The sequence below is a fragment of the Streptomyces sp. NPDC004435 genome (assembly GCF_042873895.1).
In the GTDB taxonomy this organism is placed as follows: Bacteria; Actinomycetota; Actinomycetes; order Streptomycetales; family Streptomycetaceae; genus Streptomyces.
Map to the genome: position 1 here is coordinate 194,175 of NZ_JBIAMB010000012.1, position 16,335 is coordinate 210,509.

The window sequence follows — 16,335 nt, forward strand, 5'->3', positions numbered from 1 at the left end:
ATCAGGCGCGTCGGAAGCCGTCGACGGCCATGGAGACGGTGAGGGCCAGGAAAGCGAGACCGACGGCGACGACGGCCAGGAGGCCGAGCGTGCCCGTCGCCTTGGCGATCCACGATTTCGCCTGGACCGGGTCGGCGGGGTTCCTCGGGTGGTAGGCGACCTTGACGGTCGGCGCGCTGCCGGAGACGTACGCGCCGCGGACCACGCCGTGCAGGTCGGTGTAGGCGTAGTCCTTGGGCCCGCGGCGCACCGCCTCGACGGTGATGCCGTACCGGGGGTAGGTCCACTCGCGGTACTGCATGGACAGGGCCGCGACCCCGAACGCGGCGATGCCCACGGCGATGGGGGTGAACACCAGGAACGCGACCGCGCGGCTCACCGACTCCACGATGCCCAGGGGTACGGCCACCCCGGCCGCCACCAGGCCGGTGACCCACGCCGTGAGCCTGAACGCGCGCGTGTACCAGTCGTCATCGGACCCCGCCGGCGCGCCGTCGGTGACGAGGGCCGCGCCGTCGGCCGCCCGCTCCTCCGGCAGGAGCGCGGTGACGGCGTCGGCGAACGCCGTGGCCGCCACCTCGCTCACGCCCCGGACCTCGTACGTGACCGGGGTCGTCCCGGCCGGGGCGGTCAGCTCCACGGCAAGGGCCCGGCCCTCGGCGCCGACCCGGCGGACGGCCTGGAGCGGGATCCGCTTCTCCTCGCGCCGCCGGCTCAGGACGAGGACGTCGTCCTGAGCCTGGAGGGTGGTACCGGCGCGGCCCCGGAGGACGGGTATCGGTGAGGTGGTGGTGGACATGGGCGTTGATAGTAGGGGGGGACGGCTTTCAGGCGTGGGGTTGTTCAGGGACGGGCGACCGGGTGGGCACCGCACCCCTCTGAAAGGCTCTTCAACGGTCGAGAGGGCCCGACCGTCGGTCGGGCCCTCTCGGGGTGTCTCGGCAGCTAGATCCAGGTGTCGAGCCACATCCTGGCCCGCCACTGGTCCATCGGGATCGGTGTCGCCGTGTAGATCGGCCAGAAGTAGATGAAGCCTCGCGGGTCACGGCCCGCACGGCCCTGACCAGTGCCTTCGCCCCCTTCAGGCAGCTACCTGGCCTCTGTGGGCCGTCCCTGGGCCGTGTGGAGGTGTAACTCTTCTGCTGAACGGGGGTGGGGTGAGGTGCCGCACACGCGCTGCGTACCGGTGAGAGGTGGCTCTTCCGAAAGCGGGGTGTGGCGAATCGTGGCGAACCAGCGCTCGCGCTCTGAAGTGATCTGACGCAGCGGTAGGTTGCAAGAGTCTGCTGCTCTCTCTCCAAGAGCACCTGTCGTGGTGACAGGGCCCAACGTTGTTTGGGCGATTGAGAGAGGAGCCTGACCTGATGGGGCGATCGAGCAAGAGGAAGTCCTGCCGCAGTGCTCAGTTACGAGGCTGGGCTGAACTGGCGGTACTGGCTCTAACTGCGATCACTGCCATTGCGGGATGCGTCGAGCGTTTCATGTGACGCAGCAGGGACTGGACGGCTGGTCGGGCATTGAGTGGGCCCGGCCGACGAGTACTCGGCCAGGCCCACGCTACCCCGCGCACGGGCCTGGCTATGGGCGGCATCCCGTAGTCAGGCCCGACGTGCGTACAGGGCGGCAGAGGCCCCGAGTGCGACGAAACGGAGCCGCTGCAGGACGAGGTAACCGCAGTTCATCCGGTTCATCAAGCGTCAGTCATTGACCGAGAGGGAAATGGGCCTCTTGTCATGATTTAACCGTGGCGCAAAAACCATAGCGCCCCATGGCTACGCCAGGGCGGAAAAAATGAAAACCGCAGGTAGGAGCTTTGAAGGGGGTAGCGAATCCTGGCGTATCGAGGCCACTCCTCCTTACTGCCCAGTTGAAGAGAGGCGGCGATGCGCTATCAGCGAGTTGGATGGTAGAGGCATTCGATCGCCTTCCGGGTGCGGCCCTCGCTGCTCGGCATGAGGTGGGTGTACGTCCGGAGCGTGAACCCGGGGTCGGCGTGACCCAAGTACTGACTCAGGGCCCGGATGTTCTCGCCGGCGTCCAGGAGCACGGAGGCGTAGAAGTGCCTCAGGGCGTGCATGCCATGCTCCGGGGCGGACGCGTGCCGTTCGCCGTCCTTCGGCTCCGGGATGATGCCCGCGGCTGCAAGTGCGGGCTTCCACATGAAGTCGTTGAAGTAGCTCACGCGGACGTGGTCGCCTCCCGACCCGGAGAAGACGAGCGACTTGGTCACGGGCGGACCGTCCGGGGTGCGCCAGGGGAGCGTGATGGTGACCGGCGGGTGCTTCTCCGAGTGCGCCTTGATGGCGGCGGACACGGACGGAGGCAGGGGAACGTCGCGGACCTTGCCGCCCTTCGGGGGAGCGAAGACAAACTTCCCTCGGATGCGCTTGAGCTGGTGGCTCACGGAGAGCCATCCGCCCTCGTGGTCCACCTCATCCTCGGAGAGCCCGAACACCTCCCCCTGGCGCAGCCCGCACCCGCCGGCCACGTCGACCGACGTTCGCAGGAACTCCGGCAGAGCCGCCCGGACGGCGAACACCTGGTCCACGGTCCAGGGAGCGATCCGGGTAGGGGCCCCCTTCGGAACCTGGACCGACCGTGCCTTGCACGGGTTCTTGGAGATGACGCCGTCGTCCAGGGCGGCGCTGAACGCTGCCGAGACGGTGCCGAAGATGATCCGGCGGTGCGAGGCGGCCGGCACGTTCGTCTCCAGCTCACCGAGCCACGTCCGGATGTGCCCCGGCTGGAACGACACGAGCGGCCGGGTCCCGATGTACGGGTACGCGTGCAGTCGCAGCCGACGCTCCGCCGCCTCGCGGCTGTTCACCTCGGTCGTGTGCGTCGCGACCCACTTCTCCGCGAACTGCCGGAAGGTGATCCGGGCGGCGCGGGGGTCGGTGTACTGCCCCCGGGCCATGTCGGCGGCCGTCTCGTTGAGCCACTTCTCGGCGAGGCGCTTCTGCCTGTCGGGGAAGCTCTTGGACTTCTCGGTGCCGTCGGGACCGACGTAGCGGGCCCTGTAGCGCAGGCCCGTGCCGTAGCGGTCGGACTTGACCCGGCGTTCCTTTCCGTCGGCGTCGGTCTCGGTCTTGTACCAGCGGTCCTGGACGTGGCCGGCCATGGGTGAGTGTGGTTCCTTTCGGCGTACGGGAAAGGCCCGTGCCGCCTCACGATCGGGGTGGCACGGGCCGGTGAGGGATGGGTCAGGCGGCGGCGTCGAGTTCGCTCTGCTCGGTGACCCACGCCTGGACGGCGACGGGGTCGTAGCGGACGTGTCGGCCGACGCGGAATCCGGGCGGGCCGGTGCGCTGCTTGCGCCAGTGGTAGACGGTCTCCAGGGGGACCTCGAAGAGGGCGGCAATGTCCTCGGGTGTGAGGTACCTGGAGGGGAGGTTGGTGATGGGCTGGGGCGTCTTGGCGGTGGCCATCAGGCTCCTTCAGCTCGGTCCGGGGTTGCTGGAAACCCCGGAAAGTGCTGACAGAACTGACAGAACCTCGCCGTATGGCCTCTGACCTGCCGCTTTGGCCGCTTTGACTGCTGTGACAAAACCTCAAAAAACTCTGACAGAACCTCGAAAACCTAGGTTCTGTCAGACCGGGCGGGTCGGCCCCGGGGAGGTTTTTTGAGTTCTGTCAGAGTTTTCGAAGGTTTTGTCACACCTCCGGAAACCCTTGTTTTCGCAGGTCAGGCGGCTGGTCGGGAGGTTCTGTCAGTTCTGTCAGCGGTTTCGGGGGTTTTCAGGCGGCGGAGGTGACGCGGGGGTGGGTCTCGTAGCGGGGCGAGGGCGGCCGGCCGCCGCGCGTGCTGCGGGGCGGCGGGGGCTGCTGACGGAGCCAGCCGTGTTCCTCCAGGAGGTCCAGGGCGGGGTCGAGGTCGCCCATGGCGGCGAATTCGCTGCGGGGCATCGCGCGGAAGAGGTCGCGCTTGGTGAAGGTCGCGGTGCGGGTTTCGCTCAGGTGGGTCAGCACCGTGTGGGCGGCTTCCTGGGCGGGGGCGGCCTTCATGGCGTTGAACACGTCGAGGGCGTGGGCGGTGAAGTAGTCGCCGAGCCGTGTGGCGGCGGCCATCGTCTCGGCGGCGATGGGCCGGTGCCAGGCGTCCTCGGGGTGGGTGGCGAGGTGGAGAAGCCCGGCGATGCGGGCGACCGCGCCGTCGCGCTTGCTGGCCCAGTTGATGACGGGCCAGAGGGGGCCGTCCTTGCGCAGGCGGGACTCGGTGACCCGCTGGTAGGCGAGGAGGACGGCGTCCGCCTCCGGGGTGAGGGTGAGGGTGGCGGATTCGGTCCAGGCCGCGAGGGTCAGGGCGAGGTGTCCGAGCTTCTGGGCGTAGGTGCCGCCGGTCTCGGGGGCGAGGAGTTCGGGGGTGAGGTTGCGGTAGCCGACGAGGGACTCGGGCTTGGAGTAGAGGAACCGTGCGAGCAGGCCGCGGCCGTCGGCGCCCTTGATCTGCCCGATGGCGTCCAGGACGTCCGGCTGCACGGCCAGGCCCATGGTGATGGCCGGGGTCTCGATGTACTGGGCTTCGCGGACCTGGCGGTTCACGCGGGCCATGTCGCCGGCGTGGCCCTTGAGGAAGATGCCCATGTTCGGGGCGCCGGAGTAGCGGCCCGCGATGATCTCGAAGATCTCGCCCTCGGGGGACAGGATCGAGATGCGGCCGTCCTGCTGAGCCAGGAGCGTCGTCAGGGACTCGGCGGTGACGTCGTCGGCGACGAGCTGCGGCTCGGCCGGGACGACGGCCCGCTCGGCCGCTTCGGACAGGGCGACGGCCTGGGCGGTCAGCTCGACCAGCTTCTCGGGCTCGGCGTTCGCGGCGAGCTTCTCGGCCCGCTCGGCTGCGGCCTTCGAGATGCGTGCTGCCGCTGCGGCCTCGGCCCGCTGGGTCGCGGTGAGCTCGATGAGGGCCTTTTCGGCGGCGAGGAGGGGCTTGGTCATGAGGCCGAACACTGCGCTCTTGCGGTTGCCGGGCGGGAGGGCGACGGCGGTGTAGATGTTGACCGGCTCGCTCCACTGACCGCGCACGGACACGGTCAGGCGCCCGCCGGCGGCCGTGCCGACGACCGCGAGGGCGAGGCACCCGGCGAGGTCGACGGGCGTCTGCGTCTCCTCGGCGACGCCCGCGGTCATGGCGGCGAGCCAGTCGGGCAGCGCGTCGACGGGGAAGGCCGGGAGGGTGCCGCGGGGGTTGAGCGGGATGGGCTCGTCCCAGATGGGTCCGGCGATGTCCTCGGCGGTCATCTCCTCGAACCCGGCCCACAGCTCGGGGTCGTGCGGGCTCATGCGGCTTCCTTTCCCTCGGTGAGCAACGGGCACTGGCTGCGGTGGCGGGTGTGGTCGTCTGCGAGCCGGGCGACCTGCTGGTGTCCGAACACCTTCAGGTCCCGGCCGCAGGAGCACCACGAGTGCGCGGTGGGGCTCGCGTTGCGGTCGGCCGCGCCAATGTGGAGCATCGCGAGGATCCGAGGGCCGGTTGCCTGGCGCGGGTCAGAACCAGAGCGGACGCCTTCGGCGACGACCTTCTCGGCGCCCACGGCCGGTGCGGGCCGGGGCGGTCGGGCGGTCATGCGACGGCTCCCAGGGCCGCGTTCATCCCGTTGGTGACGCACCGGCGGGCGTACGGGGCCGGGACGCCGACGGCGATGGCGGCGGCGATCAGGTCCTCGGCGATGCCGTCGAGCCCGCAGGGGCCGGGGCAGGCGGTGTGCCGGGAGGCGAGGAACCGAGCGGCCCCGTAGGCGGCGGTGCCGGCGCCCTGCTCGGGGTGGGCCCGGATGTTGTCGAGGCCACGTTCCAGGCCGGTCTGGACGAACGCCGGAGTGTGGCGACAGCCGGTGGCCACGCTGCGGTCCCACCGGGTCGGGGTGGAAGAGTCCACGGCCGCGCGGGCGGGGGTGGACTCTTCTCTCTCGACCAGGGCGAGGACGGTCGGCGGCAGAACCGCGATCGGGCCGGTGCCGGGGCCGAGCCAGCGGGCGTAGGACATCAGGGACTTGATGTCGACGCCGGGGCGGACCTTGTTGGCGGAGCGCATGGCACCCCGGTAGATCCAGTGCTCCCCGCGCGTCGTCTCCACGGTGGTGGTGGGCGGGAGGGTGGTGCGGGCCCACTCCACGGCGTCGGCGTTGTCGAGGTCGACGACGGTGACCAGGGCGCCGCCGGGGTGGTAGCCGATCGCCCGTGCCCGCCGCCACGCCAATCCCCACTGGCGGGAGGCGAGCACGCTGGGGTTGGTGGTGGCGGCGGCCCAGCCGTGGCACGGCCACGGGCACACGCACAGCCCCGGCGTCTTCATGTTCGGCCGTCCGCCGCACGCCAGGTCGGCGCAGTCCGGGCAGTTCCCGAGGGGTCGCTTGTCGGCGCCCAGGGGCAGGACGGGGAGGTGGCCGTCGGCGAGGGCCATGGCGTTGATGGCGAGGCTGTTCACGCGGCCACCACCGCGTGGTCTCGTCGGGACTGGTTCGGATGGGTCATGCTGTAGTCCTCCGGTCAGCTAGATCAGGAGAAGAGGGCGGCCCCGGTCTTTGGCGAGATGAGGGGGCCGCCCTCGGCGTTTGTGTGGGTGGGTCAGAGGTTGCCGACGGCGTCGAGAACGGCGTTGGCGAGCTGGTTGATCGGCCCAGCGGCGCCGGTGGAGGCGAGGAAGAACCCGAATCCGGCGGCGGTGAACGCGGAGCCGTAGCCGAGGGAGCCGGAGCGGAGCAGGAAGAACAGGACGAGTCCGAAGAGGAAGACCAGGGATATGGTCACGGCCATGCCGCAACCTCCTTCAGCGCGAGGTGGAGTGGTGGGTTCAGCGGGTGCCGGCGCGGTAGGTGCGGGAGGCGCGGTTGTAGAGCCAGCGGCCGATGCGTATGCGCTTGCCGGTGGCGTGGCAGCGGCGGCAGTCCTTGCCGCGTTTGGGCTGTCCCTTGCGGTCGCTCTTGAGCGCGTGGCCCAGTCCGTGGCACTTGCGGCAGTCGCCGAACGGCGACGCCATACACTTCCCGACATAACCGAGGGTGACGGTGAGCAGGCAGGCGATAGCGAGCAGGGCAGGGGTCATGACGGGCCCTCCCAGGCGGTTTCCAGGGGTTTTCGCAGATGGGCCGCTATCCGCTAGCAGCCAGCTCAGAGCGGGTTTGGGGCGCTAGCGGAGCCGCTAACGTTAGCGAGGGCTGCCGCTAGCGCTAGCGGCTCCGGCAGGTCATCCCACGTCCCGCTTTCCGTCACGCTCCGCGATCGTGGTGGTGATGTCGGCGCGGGCGATGCCCCGGCGGTTGACGACCTTGCCGTCCACCCGGCGGCCCACCTGCACGGTGGAGATGCCGTGCGGCTTGAGGCCGGCGGCGAGCGCGTCGGTCTCCCACCCGCCGTAGACATCGGGCCGCAGCTCGGCGAGCCGCGCGACGACAGTCTCGGACCACACCTTGGCCTCGGCGGCGGGGACGACGGCGAGGATGTCGGCGAGCAGGTCGTACGCCGGGCCGGTCACGACCTCCGGGGCCTCGCCCATGGCGTACCCGGACAGCAGGCCGGCCTTTTCGCGGGCGGTGCGGGCTCGGGCGGCGATGGCTTCGGCGCCGGGGGCGTCGACGTAGACGGAGGAGACGATTCGGGCGTCCGCGCCTTCGCCGACGAAGTAGTGGATGCCCTTGTCGCCCCAGGCGAACATCGTGGCCCGCACCCCCCGTTTGTAGGCGGAGGTGCCGAGGACCATGTCGTTCTCGGTCTGGCCCATGACCTTCAGGCACCAGCGGGCGCCGGCGTTCGCCGAGATGCCCGTGGGCAGGGACTTCGCGTCGGGCCTCTGGGTGGCGAGCATGAGCACGATGCCGGTGGCGGGGCCGCGCTTGACGAGGTCGGTGCAGATCTCCTCGAACTCCTTGCCGTGCTCGGCGTGCTCGAACAACACCTGGCACTCATCCACCCCGATCACGATCGGATGCAGGCCGAGCGAGGGCTTGTCCGCGAGCTGGGAGGTCACCTTCGACTCCGGGCAGATGTCGCGGGGCAGCGCGCGGATCGCCTTGGTACGGCGGCGCAGCTCCTCGCGGACGGCCCGCAGGTCGGCGAGCGCGTAGCCGATGGCTTCGTCGTCGTCGCCGGCGGCGTGCCGATGGGAGACGGCGTTGCCGACCGGGTCGAGGTCGCCGGTGCCCTTCATGTCGTACGTGTGCAGCTCCGCCCGCGGGTCCAGCGCGGCGATCAGCAGGAGCAGGCGCAGGAGGAACGTCTTGCCCATGCGGGGGATCGCGCCGATCACCCCGGCGATGTACATGAGGGTCACCTCGACCCAGCGTCCGCGCTGGTCGGTGCCGTAGGCGACCGGCTTGAACAGATCCACCCCGCCCGACTTGGCCAGCGGCCACGCGGGCTTCTTCGCCTTGGTGAGGTCCTGGTCACCGACCCACAGCACCATGTGCCCGGGGTGCTCCTCCGAAGCGGGCTCGGGCCACACGCAGCCGAGGGGGCGGCGCAGGCCGGAGGCGAGGCGTTCGCGGCGCTCGATGACGTCGGCGACGGTGACGCCGTAGGGGAGGTTGCCCTGAGCGCGCCAGCCGGGGCCGTCGCGGGTGATCGGGGCGGTGAACTCGAACCCGTCCCGCCCCTTCCCCTGAGCCTGGTTGATCGCCGGGATCCCGAGGGCGCCGAGGGCCCGCAGGACGATGTCGGAGGTGAGCTTGGACGCCTTGGGGATCTCGACCGCGCGGTGGACGACCGGGGCGTCGGCCTTGCGGCCGGCCCAGCCGAGCGCGAGCAGGACCAGACCGACCGAGACGGTCTGGAGCCAGCCCGGCGCGAGCACGTAGATCGCGAGGGCGACCGTGGCGCCGATGAATGTGGCGACGGCGGCGATCAGGGTGCGGAGCTTGACCCGGTCGTCGCGCTGGGACGACAGGCGCAGGTACTCGGCCGCGTCCTCCCGCCGGACGGCGGCGGCCCGGACCGGTTCACCCTCCCGGTCGGCCACCCACCGGATCGCCCCGCCGACGAACCGGGCAGCACCGGTAGGCGACTGGAGCGCGAGCCGCAGCGCGTAGACCGGGGTGCGGAGCGCGTGGTAGCCGACGGTGTGAGCGTAGTGGCGGGCCACCCACCCGGCGGCGGTGCGCAGTTCAGAGGTAGACCGCAGCCAGACCGGAACCACGTCGCGGCGCTTGGCGGAGGCCAGTCGGCCGAGGTAGCCCGGTCCGGTCGCGGCGGGGGTCGGCTGGTCGACCACGAGCCGACCGGTCGGGTCGTCCGGCTCGGCCGGTTCGGTGGTGGTCTGGCGGGCGGCGCGGGCCTTGCCGAGGTCGACCACCTCGGCGCCGCCGTCGTCGGTCGGCTGGTCGGCGGTCATCTCGGCTTCCAGCCGGGCGAACAGCTCGTGGTCGTCGTCGGGGTGCTTCACTGAAACGTCCTCTCCATGTGAGGGAACACGAAAGGCCCGGGGGCGGCCGGTGTGCTTGGCGGCTGTCGGCCGCCCCCGGGGCACAGCTACTTGCCGTCGCGCAGCTTCTTCTCCGCGCGCTCGCGGGCGCCGTCGAGAATGCGGTCGACCTTCTTCTCCAAGTCGCCCTGGTAGACGCCCTCGCCCGCGATGCCGCGCTTGGCCATCCGGGCGATGAGCAGCCCGAACTTCACGCCCTCGCCGACGGTCAGAGGCGGGTGGTCGGGGTCGTACTCGTTGCACTTGCTGCTGGCCACGATCAGGTCCCTTCCGGGGCCGGGGCTGTCCCGGCTCCCCTTCCACCCCCGACCGGTGCGGGTCGGGGGTGGTCGGGCAGCCGTCAGCGGCGGCGCAGGGACTTCGCGGTCTTGCCGACGTTCTTCGCCGCGTTCGCGCCGTCGGTGCCGCCGATGGACTTCACGACGGAGACGACGCCCCAGGTCATGGCGACGGCGAGGAACGCGAGCAGGGCGAGGTTCGCGGCGATCGCGGTCAGTGCCCCGACGAGGAGGGGGCCGAAGTAGACGCCGGCGGCGACGGTACCGGCGCCGATCCCGGAGCCGAGCGCGATCCGCTGCACGGTGCGGTCCGGCGGCGCCTGATGGATGTGCTGGTGGATCACCTGCGGCACCGGCCCCGACTGGATGGGGGTGGGGAGGTGATCGGCGTAGGTGTAGGTGCCGTCCGGGAGCCGGACGACGGGGGCGGGCTCGGGAAGGTTGTTCACGGTTCCCCCCTGGTCAGATGGTGGTGAGGGCTGCGGTGGGGATCTCGTAGATCTCGGTGATGAACGCGCCGGTGTCCCAGTACCTGAAGCTCTGGTGGACGTGGGCGATGTGGAGGCTGTTTCCGTCGCGGTCGGTGGTCTCGTAGACGTGGACGGTGTCGACGCCCTTGCGGGCCGCGCTGATGCAGCCGCGGGCGGTGTGGACGGTCAGCCGCTCCGGGCGGTAGTGCCCGGTGCGGTCGGCGTCGCTGCGGCGGGACAGGCGGTACAGGGTGACGGGTCGCATGGCGTGACTCCTCAGGTCAGGCAGCGGACGTGTCGGGGAAGGCGCACGGGGTGCACATGCCGAGCGAGGCGGGGATGCGGTATCCGGCGTCCCGCCCGCACTCCGGGCAGAGTCGGCGAGCGGCGTTCGCCCGCTCCAGGGCCGCCCGCTTAGCCGGGGTCATCGGCCGCACGGGCTTGGCGGTGTCGATGCGGTAGAGGTAGGCGACCAGCGGTTCGCGTCGGCGGCGGGGCCGTTCGAGCTGGGCCACGACCGGCGAACCACCCGGCCGCAGCCCGAGCGCGCGGAGCTGCCGGAGCGTCGCCAAACCTTCCGGGGCGAGCCGCCAGCGGTAGACCGGGAGCGTGCTCACGCGGCCTCACCGCGCTCGGCCCGCAGGGTCTCGCGCAGCCACCGGCCCTTCTCCGGTGACGTGCGTACCGCCCGCCGGATCCGGTCGGCCGTCAGGTTCTCCACCGGCCACGACTCGGTGAGCTGCCGAGCCTCGGCGAGGAGTTCTTCCCGTGTGCGGCGCGGTACGGGCGTCTTCGCCGCGTCCGGCACTCGGCGGGTGATCCGGTCGGCCGGGGTCGACTGTTCGGCGGCGACGACCCGCATGGCCGCTCGACCGGTCGACTCGACCGAAGCGGGCGGGGTGGACTCTTCCTCCCCGCCCGGCGCCGGGTCGGCGGGGGCGGGTTCGAGAGCGGGAAGCGGCTGGTCAGAGGTAGACCGTTCCGTACCGGTCCATTCCGATTCCTCCGTATTCGCGGGGTCGACCGGTCGACCCGACCGGTCGATCTCCAGTTCCACCGTGAGGGTCTGCTCGGGCTCGACCGGTCCGGTGAGAACGGGGGCCACGGTGGTGGCGCCGAACATGGCGGAGAGGGCGGCGTGGGCGCCGTCGGTGACCTTCTCGCGCTGGGCGTCGACCAGTCGGGTGCCCAGGACGATGTCTCCCGCGCCGACCTTCTTCGCGAGCTTCCAGGATTCCAGCTCGGCCTTCTTGCGGACCTTCGGGTCGGGGTGCCGCTCGGACATGGCCCGCTGATACGCGAGGGCCTGAACCAGGTTCGCGGCGTGTGCTTCGGCCTCGGCGTCGCGACCGTCGCGGTAGACGACGATCCGCCGGGCCAGGAACGCCGCACCCTCGGCGGAGGCGGTCATGCCCATGGGGGTGAGGGCGTAGATGACCATCTCGCCCGGGGTGGTGGCGGCGGTGGCGGACATCGCCGCTGCGGCTGCGGGAAGAGCCCACAGCCCCGCCCGGATCACGCGCGGCGAGGACTGCCCCAGGAGCGTCAGGCCGAGGAGGACGATCGCGAGGACGGCGGTGGCGCCCTCGCCGGCCGCGACGGCGCCGACGGCGGTGCCGGAGCCGTAGGCGGCCTTGATGTTGGTGTAGGTGCCGTACCCGCCGGCGCCGCCCGTGGCCAGCATCGGCACGAATGCCGCCCCGAGCACGACCCTCTGGAGCGTGCCCAGCTCCCTGCCCGTGTCGGCGGTCATCCCTCCGCCTCCATCCGGTCGGACTTGTAGGGGGTGTAGGTGACCGGGTGCTCGGCCGTGCAGCGGCGGATGTAGGCCGCGTCGTCGGCGAGGTCCGGGTGGGCGCGGTGGCGCAGCAGGCTTTGCAGGGCGATCCGGGCGTGCATGGTGCGGTTTTCGAGCAGCCGGTAGTGCTTGCGTTCGTCGGCGGTCTCGATCGACGGGATCGGGAGGTCCAGCGCTTCCACGACTGCCGTCAGCAGGTCCGCGACGTCGGCCGGGAGCGGGTCGCGCTTGCTCATGCGGCACCGCCCGACTGGACCAGGCCGGCGCGGTTGGTGAGGTCGCGGCGCTCGGCCAGGACCCGGTTACGGGCCCGGCGGATCCGCCGCTCGTCCAGCTCGGTGACCGGACGGTCCAGGGTCATGATCTGCGCGTCGAGCAGGTCGACTTCCGCCAGGATCAGCGGGAGTTCCTGCTCGATCGCGTCCAGCTCCGCGTCCGACGGCTCACCGTCGAACGGGACGGCCGTAACAACGGCCTGAAGTGCAGCGATGGACTTCATTGGGTCGTGCTCCCTTCACGCATAAGGGGTAGGTGCGGCCCGCTCGGGCCCCCGGAGTTGCAGCTCCGGGGGCCCTCCTCTTGATGAGGCGGGCCCGTGCCCCGGCCGGGAGTCGAACCCGGCCTTGCGACCATCGGGGCTGAAGTGCGGCCGGTCAGCTGTAGTGCTTGCGGTAGTTCGCCCTCTCCGCCTGCACCGCGAGATCGGCGGTGTGGGCCTCCCAGGAGTTCTCGCCGTACTTGTTGGCGGTCTCGGCGTAGACGTCCTCGGCGTATGCCATCGAGCAGCGGTCCGAGTGCTGCTGGTCGACCTCGGGGTCGCTGGAACGCTCGAAGGATCGGAACAGACCCATGACTGACTCCTTGTCGTGTGGAAGCCGCACGGTGCGGCGGTGCCCGACCGGGGTTCGGACCCTGGCCGTGGTGCCCCGGCCGGGAGTCGAACCCGGCCTGCGACCATCGGGGCTGAGAAAGGTCAGAGCGCGCCGGCAGCGGCGAGCACGAGCTGGTCGGCGGCAGCGATGGCCGCGTCCCGACCGGCGTTGAGCGCGTCGGCGTCGGCAGCGTGACGCAGGCTGAAAGCGGCGCCGGCGGCCATTGCCGCCTGCCCGGCCAGGGCGGGAACGAGGATCTGCACGGCGGTGAGCGGGGCGGTGATCGCGGCCCGGGTCGCGTGGCTCGCGGCCCGCGCCTGCTCGTAGACCGCCGCGTCGGCGCCGTTCAGCCTCAGGTCCTCGCGGACCCACATCGCCCGGCGGTGCTCGGCCAGCGCCGACACCAGGGCGGTCACGGCGGCAAGCCGCTCACGGCGTAAGTCGGCGGCTTGGACCGCCACTCGCTCCCGGCGGGTCAGCCGGTACTGCAACAGCCCGGCCACCAGGGCGCCGAGCAGGGTACCGACAACGGCGATCACACTGGTCAGGACAGCTTCCATGGCGACTCCTCCAAGCGGCGGGTACGGAGCTTCCGGCTCCCCTCAGCCCCGCCCGTACGGCACCCCGCGAGGGGCCCGGACGGGCGGAGGAGGCAACCGGCCGCAGCCGAGTAGCTGCGGAAGTCGTGGGGTACTGCGTCGGACCTCCGATTCGCGTGGTGCCGCTGACCCCGGGGAGGTCCGAGTTCCCGGAGCGCGTTGCGGCGTCAATGTCGGCCACGCGGTTCTTTAGAGCCGACTGCGTGTCCCCCTATGAGGGGTGTGGGGCCCGGATGTGACGCGGGCCCGGTCTCGATCGGCTGGTCTCCACTCGCCTCGGCCGGCGTTCTCACGGCCGTCGTACTGCGGTGGATCACGCTGTTCAGTTCTCAAGCACCAGGCGCTTCCATCGAGCCGACCCGTCTACACGGAGCCCTCCGGGCGTAAGGTACATGTAGTACCTGTTCCTCAGGATGGAGTGGATGGTTCGCGGCGTCAAGTCCTTCGGCTTTTTCGACTTCGCGAGTCCGCCCCAACGAGGTGCCTTAAGCGTGGCTTGAACAGGCACGACGACGAACCCCGTGCTTGACCAACTCGCGGACGTCTTAGCTACGGTGAAGTCGTCCCAAGTCGTCCCTCAGGGGGGAGTGCACGGCATGGCCAACGAACGGTTGCGCGGCGCGATCGTCGAAAGCGGTATGACGCTGGACCAGATCGCTGAGCGACTGGGGGTGTCGGCGAAGACCGTGGAGCGCTGGGTCAATGAGCCCAAGCGTCAGCCGTACCGCCGGTACAAGTACGCGACGGCATCCCTCCTCGGACGGGAGGTGTCCTACCTCTGGCCCGAGGAACGGACGTCGGCCGAGGTGACTGAGGCGGGTAACGCCGAGTTGGTCCAGCTGTACCCGCACCGCTCGGTCGTGCCGAATCGGCTCTGGCCGCAGCTCTACGCCGGCGCCACGCGGCACTTCGACGTGCTGGTCTACTCGGGCTTCTGGCTCACCGAGGACGCTGCGTTCCACCAGGTGGTGAAGGAGAAGTCGGCCGATGGCCTACGGATCCGGTTCATGCTCGGCGACCCCGACTCGGCCGCCGTCGCCGTGCGCGGCGAGGACGAGGGCATCGGCGGTGCGATGGCGAGCAAGATTCGCAACGCGCTGGTGAACTACGCGCCGCTGTTCAGGCTTCCAGGGGTGGAGTTCCGGCTGCACTCCACCACGCTCTACAACTCGATCTACCGTGCCGATGACGTGATGCTCGCGAACGGGCACCTGTACGGCGTCGGCGCCTACATGGCACCGGTCCTGCACCTCCAGCGCGTCCCCGGAGGAGAACTGTTCGACGCCTACGCGGAGAGCGTCGAACGCGTCTGGGAAAGCGCCCGCCCCATCTCCTCGCCCACCGACCTGCGAGGATCGGACGCATGAGTCGGATCGACTACTTCCGCGACCCCAAGGCGCCCAAGGCCAACTCGGTAGTGCCGTCCGTGACGGTTGTGGTCCGCGACGACCACGGGCACCTTCTCCTGATCCACAAGACGGACAACGACCTGTGGGCACTTCCCGGCGGCGGCCACGATATCGGCGAGCGGATCGGCGACACCGCCGTCCGTGAGGTGGAGGAGGAGACCGGGGTTCATGTCGAGGTCGACAACATCGTCGGGCTCTACACCGACCCCGGCCACGTCCTCGCCTATGACGACGGTGAGGTGCGGCAGCAGTTCTCCATCTGCTTCCGGGCCCACCCGGTCGGGGGCGCTCTCCGGACCAGCAGCGAATCGAAGGAGGTCCGCTGGGTGAATCCGGCGGACCTCGATGGCCTGGACATTCACCCGTCGATGCGGCTCCGCATCGCGCACGGCCTGGACGAGACCCGACGGGAGCCCTACATCGGCTGAGTGCCGGCCGCGGCGGTAGTCAGCCGGAGTTCTACGCGCTCGTTCGCGGCGTAGATCTCCGGAGCCGCCCGCTGGATGAAGCGGCCGACGATCGTGTCCGGTCCGTACCGCTGCACGATCTCGTCCAACCGAGCCGCCGGCGTCGTGTGCTCGCCGTCCGGGGTCGTCGTCATGTCGGAGACGATGAGCGCGTCCACCAGCTCCGGCCGCTCCAGCTCGAACTCGGACTCCAGCTCATGCCGGAGTCCTCGCTCCTCCGCTTCCAGGAGTGCACAGGAGTGATGGGCCACGAGCCGTACGACTCGTTCATCGGCCCCTTCCTGGTCGCGGAGGAACCGCGCGCCGTCGAGCGGGTGGAAGCCGGTCGTGGCGATGGAGGGGGAGTAGCCGACGTCGTGCAGGACGGCCGCGGCTTCCAGCAGCTCGGCGTCACGGCCGAGGATCGGGCTCAAGGATCGGGCCCGCTTGGCGACGCCGAGGGAGTGCGCCCAGCGGCGCGGCAACGGTTCGGACAACATCGATTCGGAGAGCGAGTACGCCCACTCGGTAAGCCCCATGGGTGCCAAGGCTACGTATCCTTCGGGTTCGTCGGGAGAGCGCGAACGGTGCGGCCCTTGCCGTGGACTGTGGCGAGCAGGCCGGTTCCCTCCATCTGAGCGAGGGCATGCCGGACCGCCGTGCGGGAGGCGCCGAAGCGCTCGCAGAGCTTCGACTCCGACGGGTATGCGTCTCCCACCGCCAGCGACCCTTCCGCGATCAGATCGGTCATGCGGTTGATGAGCGGCCTGATGGGCTTGCTGGACACCCGCCATCCGGCCCCTGGAACGGAGGTGACGAGCTTCTCCGCCTCCAGGGTCTTGAGCGCGCGCCGGATGGTGTTGCGCGAGACGTCATGCGTCCGCATGAGAGCGGCTTCGGACGGGAGCGCGTCTCCGTCCGGCCTCTCCTCGATGTCCCTTCGCAACGCATCGGCGATGAGCAGATAGGTTCCGCGCGGGCTGGCCTCCGGCACGGCACCTCCTTTCGTGAACATCGGTTGCTGCCAGGGTCGCACGTGGCAGCTCAGGGG

22 protein-coding genes are annotated in these 16,335 nt (G+C 70.5%); 2 read left to right on the forward strand and 20 right to left on the reverse strand.

Annotated features, from left to right (window positions below):
* Window position 1 precedes the first annotated feature (1 nt).
* The 18 genes from ACFYT9_RS22860 to ACFYT9_RS22945 form a co-directional block, all read right to left on the reverse strand.
* A complete protein-coding gene (locus ACFYT9_RS22860) occupies window positions 2-799 on the reverse strand; it encodes a hypothetical protein (RefSeq protein WP_389166608.1) in 798 nt (265 codons plus the stop codon).
* A 1,092-nt stretch (window positions 800-1,891) separates the two neighbouring features.
* Window positions 1,892-3,121, reverse strand: coding sequence for a tyrosine-type recombinase/integrase (locus ACFYT9_RS22865; protein ID WP_389166611.1), 1,230 nt, complete (start codon window positions 3,119-3,121; stop codon window positions 1,892-1,894).
* 82 nt (window positions 3,122-3,203) lie between these two features.
* Complete coding sequence (locus ACFYT9_RS22870) at window positions 3,204-3,428, reverse strand: helix-turn-helix domain-containing protein (protein WP_389166614.1); 225 nt, start codon at window positions 3,426-3,428, stop codon at window positions 3,204-3,206.
* 310 nt (window positions 3,429-3,738) lie between these two features.
* Window positions 3,739-5,280 carry a YfjI family protein gene (locus ACFYT9_RS22875; protein WP_389166616.1) on the reverse strand — a complete coding sequence of 514 codons (1,542 nt, stop codon included), beginning with the start codon at window positions 5,278-5,280 and terminating at the stop codon, window positions 3,739-3,741.
* Window positions 5,277-5,564 (reverse strand): hypothetical protein, encoded by a 288-nt coding sequence (locus ACFYT9_RS22880; RefSeq protein ID WP_389166619.1) that lies wholly within the window; start codon window positions 5,562-5,564, stop codon window positions 5,277-5,279. Before ACFYT9_RS22880 ends, ACFYT9_RS22875 begins: the two co-directional genes overlap by 4 nt.
* Complete coding sequence (locus ACFYT9_RS22885; protein ID WP_389166765.1) at window positions 5,561-6,400, reverse strand: DNA primase; 840 nt, start codon at window positions 6,398-6,400, stop codon at window positions 5,561-5,563. Before ACFYT9_RS22885 ends, ACFYT9_RS22880 begins: the two co-directional genes overlap by 4 nt.
* A 164-nt stretch (window positions 6,401-6,564) precedes the next feature.
* Window positions 6,565-6,753 (reverse strand): hypothetical protein, encoded by a 189-nt coding sequence (locus ACFYT9_RS22890; protein WP_376597496.1) that lies wholly within the window; start codon window positions 6,751-6,753, stop codon window positions 6,565-6,567.
* A gap of 37 nt (window positions 6,754-6,790) precedes the next feature.
* On the reverse strand, window positions 6,791-7,042 hold the full coding sequence (locus ACFYT9_RS22895; protein ID WP_389166621.1) for a hypothetical protein: 252 nt from the start codon (window positions 7,040-7,042) through the stop codon (window positions 6,791-6,793).
* Window positions 7,043-7,183: 141 nt separating this feature from the next.
* The gene (locus tag ACFYT9_RS22900; protein ID WP_389166624.1) at window positions 7,184-9,373 is read right to left on the reverse strand and encodes a cell division protein FtsK; all 2,190 of its coding nucleotides are present in this window, start codon (window positions 9,371-9,373) and stop codon (window positions 7,184-7,186) included.
* An 86-nt stretch (window positions 9,374-9,459) separates the two neighbouring features.
* Window positions 9,460-9,669 (reverse strand): DUF6257 family protein, encoded by a 210-nt coding sequence (locus ACFYT9_RS22905; protein ID WP_389166626.1) that lies wholly within the window; start codon window positions 9,667-9,669, stop codon window positions 9,460-9,462.
* An 83-nt stretch (window positions 9,670-9,752) separates the two neighbouring features.
* Window positions 9,753-10,139, reverse strand: a complete 387-nt coding sequence (locus ACFYT9_RS22910) for a DUF6251 family protein (RefSeq protein ID WP_389166629.1) — start codon at window positions 10,137-10,139, stop codon at window positions 9,753-9,755.
* 13 nt (window positions 10,140-10,152) lie between these two features.
* Window positions 10,153-10,425 carry a hypothetical protein gene (locus ACFYT9_RS22915; RefSeq protein ID WP_389166632.1) on the reverse strand — a complete coding sequence of 91 codons (273 nt, stop codon included), beginning with the start codon at window positions 10,423-10,425 and terminating at the stop codon, window positions 10,153-10,155.
* Window positions 10,426-10,441: 16 nt separating this feature from the next.
* Window positions 10,442-10,777 (reverse strand): RRQRL motif-containing zinc-binding protein, encoded by a 336-nt coding sequence (locus ACFYT9_RS22920; RefSeq protein WP_389166635.1) that lies wholly within the window; start codon window positions 10,775-10,777, stop codon window positions 10,442-10,444.
* Entirely contained in the window at window positions 10,774-11,913 is a 1,140-nt protein-coding gene (locus ACFYT9_RS22925) for a conjugal transfer protein (RefSeq protein ID WP_389166638.1), read from the reverse strand. Before ACFYT9_RS22925 ends, ACFYT9_RS22920 begins: the two co-directional genes overlap by 4 nt.
* Complete coding sequence (locus ACFYT9_RS22930; protein ID WP_389166641.1) at window positions 11,910-12,194, reverse strand: hypothetical protein; 285 nt, start codon at window positions 12,192-12,194, stop codon at window positions 11,910-11,912. The genes ACFYT9_RS22925 and ACFYT9_RS22930 overlap by 4 nt, the downstream gene beginning before the upstream one ends.
* Entirely contained in the window at window positions 12,191-12,457 is a 267-nt protein-coding gene (locus tag ACFYT9_RS22935; protein ID WP_389166644.1) for a DUF6284 family protein, read from the reverse strand. The genes ACFYT9_RS22930 and ACFYT9_RS22935 overlap by 4 nt, the downstream gene beginning before the upstream one ends.
* Before the next feature lie 154 nt (window positions 12,458-12,611).
* A complete protein-coding gene (locus ACFYT9_RS22940) occupies window positions 12,612-12,809 on the reverse strand; it encodes a hypothetical protein (protein ID WP_389166647.1) in 198 nt (65 codons plus the stop codon).
* A 122-nt stretch (window positions 12,810-12,931) separates the two neighbouring features.
* Window positions 12,932-13,390 (reverse strand): protein kilB, encoded by a 459-nt coding sequence (locus ACFYT9_RS22945; RefSeq protein ID WP_389166650.1) that lies wholly within the window; start codon window positions 13,388-13,390, stop codon window positions 12,932-12,934.
* Window positions 13,391-14,025: 635 nt separating this feature from the next.
* Between ACFYT9_RS22945 and ACFYT9_RS22950 the strand changes: the two genes are divergently transcribed.
* Both ACFYT9_RS22950 and ACFYT9_RS22955 read left to right on the forward strand, forming a co-directional pair.
* A complete protein-coding gene (locus ACFYT9_RS22950) occupies window positions 14,026-14,796 on the forward strand; it encodes a helix-turn-helix domain-containing protein (RefSeq protein WP_389166652.1) in 771 nt (256 codons plus the stop codon).
* Window positions 14,793-15,266 carry an NUDIX hydrolase gene (locus tag ACFYT9_RS22955; RefSeq protein ID WP_389166654.1) on the forward strand — a complete coding sequence of 158 codons (474 nt, stop codon included), beginning with the start codon at window positions 14,793-14,795 and terminating at the stop codon, window positions 15,264-15,266. The genes ACFYT9_RS22950 and ACFYT9_RS22955 overlap by 4 nt, the downstream gene beginning before the upstream one ends.
* Here the strand turns inward: ACFYT9_RS22955 and ACFYT9_RS22960 are convergent.
* Both ACFYT9_RS22960 and ACFYT9_RS22965 read right to left on the reverse strand, forming a co-directional pair.
* Window positions 15,254-15,823 carry an HD domain-containing protein gene (locus tag ACFYT9_RS22960; protein WP_389166657.1) on the reverse strand — a complete coding sequence of 190 codons (570 nt, stop codon included), beginning with the start codon at window positions 15,821-15,823 and terminating at the stop codon, window positions 15,254-15,256. The two genes, ACFYT9_RS22955 and ACFYT9_RS22960, sit on opposite strands and share 13 nt — an antisense overlap.
* An 11-nt stretch (window positions 15,824-15,834) precedes the next feature.
* Window positions 15,835-16,278 (reverse strand): GntR family transcriptional regulator, encoded by a 444-nt coding sequence (locus ACFYT9_RS22965; RefSeq protein ID WP_389166659.1) that lies wholly within the window; start codon window positions 16,276-16,278, stop codon window positions 15,835-15,837.
* Window positions 16,279-16,335: the final 57 nt, after the last annotated feature.

Excerpts from the sequence above, each read along its gene's own strand:
- ACFYT9_RS22860 (WP_389166608.1), bottom strand. The coding sequence starts at position 799 with ATGTCCACCACCACCTCACCGATACCCGTCCTCCGGGGCCGCGCCGGT.
- ACFYT9_RS22865 (WP_389166611.1), bottom strand. The coding sequence starts at position 3,121 with ATGGCCGGCCACGTCCAGGACCGCTGGTACAAGACCGAGACCGACGCC.
- ACFYT9_RS22870 (WP_389166614.1), bottom strand. The coding sequence starts at position 3,428 with ATGGCCACCGCCAAGACGCCCCAGCCCATCACCAACCTCCCCTCCAGG.
- ACFYT9_RS22875 (WP_389166616.1), bottom strand. The coding sequence starts at position 5,280 with ATGAGCCCGCACGACCCCGAGCTGTGGGCCGGGTTCGAGGAGATGACC.
- ACFYT9_RS22880 (WP_389166619.1), bottom strand. The coding sequence starts at position 5,564 with ATGACCGCCCGACCGCCCCGGCCCGCACCGGCCGTGGGCGCCGAGAAG.
- ACFYT9_RS22885 (WP_389166765.1), bottom strand. The coding sequence starts at position 6,400 with ATGGCCCTCGCCGACGGCCACCTCCCCGTCCTGCCCCTGGGCGCCGAC.
- ACFYT9_RS22890 (WP_376597496.1), bottom strand. The coding sequence starts at position 6,753 with ATGGCCGTGACCATATCCCTGGTCTTCCTCTTCGGACTCGTCCTGTTC.
- ACFYT9_RS22895 (WP_389166621.1), bottom strand. The coding sequence starts at position 7,042 with ATGACCCCTGCCCTGCTCGCTATCGCCTGCCTGCTCACCGTCACCCTC.
- ACFYT9_RS22915 (WP_389166632.1), bottom strand. The coding sequence starts at position 10,425 with ATGCGACCCGTCACCCTGTACCGCCTGTCCCGCCGCAGCGACGCCGAC.
- ACFYT9_RS22925 (WP_389166638.1), bottom strand. The coding sequence starts at position 11,913 with ATGACCGCCGACACGGGCAGGGAGCTGGGCACGCTCCAGAGGGTCGTG.
- ACFYT9_RS22930 (WP_389166641.1), bottom strand. The coding sequence starts at position 12,194 with ATGAGCAAGCGCGACCCGCTCCCGGCCGACGTCGCGGACCTGCTGACG.
- ACFYT9_RS22935 (WP_389166644.1), bottom strand. The coding sequence starts at position 12,457 with ATGAAGTCCATCGCTGCACTTCAGGCCGTTGTTACGGCCGTCCCGTTC.
- ACFYT9_RS22940 (WP_389166647.1), bottom strand. The coding sequence starts at position 12,809 with ATGGGTCTGTTCCGATCCTTCGAGCGTTCCAGCGACCCCGAGGTCGAC.
- ACFYT9_RS22945 (WP_389166650.1), bottom strand. The coding sequence starts at position 13,390 with ATGGAAGCTGTCCTGACCAGTGTGATCGCCGTTGTCGGTACCCTGCTC.
- ACFYT9_RS22950 (WP_389166652.1), top strand. The coding sequence starts at position 14,026 with ATGGCCAACGAACGGTTGCGCGGCGCGATCGTCGAAAGCGGTATGACG.
- ACFYT9_RS22955 (WP_389166654.1), top strand. The coding sequence starts at position 14,793 with ATGAGTCGGATCGACTACTTCCGCGACCCCAAGGCGCCCAAGGCCAAC.
- ACFYT9_RS22960 (WP_389166657.1), bottom strand. The coding sequence starts at position 15,823 with ATGGGGCTTACCGAGTGGGCGTACTCGCTCTCCGAATCGATGTTGTCC.